At 68.7% G+C, this 681-nt stretch carries 1 protein-coding gene; it reads left to right on the forward strand.

The features are described from left to right. On the forward strand, positions 1–620 hold a 620-nt coding region (locus EOA33_RS40640; RefSeq protein WP_245482386.1), incomplete at its 5' end, for an aminotransferase class I/II-fold pyridoxal phosphate-dependent enzyme. Between the last annotated feature and the right edge of the window lie 61 nt (positions 621–681).

Here is a 681-nt window from a genome sequence, read left to right on the forward strand (position 1 = left end):
TTGCGCCGTTTCCCCGCCGCTACAATGTGCTGATCATCGAGGACGACGTCTACCGGCCGCTGGCCGACGACCCGCCACCCTCCTTCGCCTGTCTCGAGCCCGAACTGACCATCCATCTCGGCGCGCTGTCGAAATGCCTGGCGCCGGGCCTGCGCCTTGGGTTCGTCATCGCCCCGCGCCCCATCGCCGGCCAGGTCGCGGCGGCGCTGCGCATCAACTGCTGGAGCATCAGCCCGCTGACGGCGCTGATCGGTGCCAGGCTGATCGAGGAAGGCTCTGCTGCCCGCATCATCGACATCCAGAAGCAGGAACTGCGCCAGCGCCAGGCGATCCTGAGCGAAATCCTCGGCCGCTTCGACATACAGGCACATCCGACGTCGACCCATGCCTGGCTGCGCCTGCCGGAGCCCTGGCGCGGCGCGGGCTTTGCCCGCACCTGCCTGGAGCGCGGTGTCGCCGTGCTGCCGGGCGATGCCTTCGCGGTCGGCCGCGAGCCGGTCCAGCACGGCGTGCGCATCAATGTCGGCGCGGCGCGCTCGCAGGAGGATCTGCGCACGGCACTCGCCATCATGGCCGAACTGTTGTCGGCCGGCCATCTGCAACTGCCGGGTTTTGTGTAGGTCATCGGTGGCAGCGTCCAGGACTGTCGAAATCGCCATCGTTGGCGCCGGTGTCGTCGGG

The sequence above is a fragment of the Mesorhizobium sp. M4A.F.Ca.ET.050.02.1.1 genome, assembly GCF_003997725.1.
Lineage (GTDB): Bacteria > Pseudomonadota > Alphaproteobacteria > Rhizobiales > Rhizobiaceae > Mesorhizobium.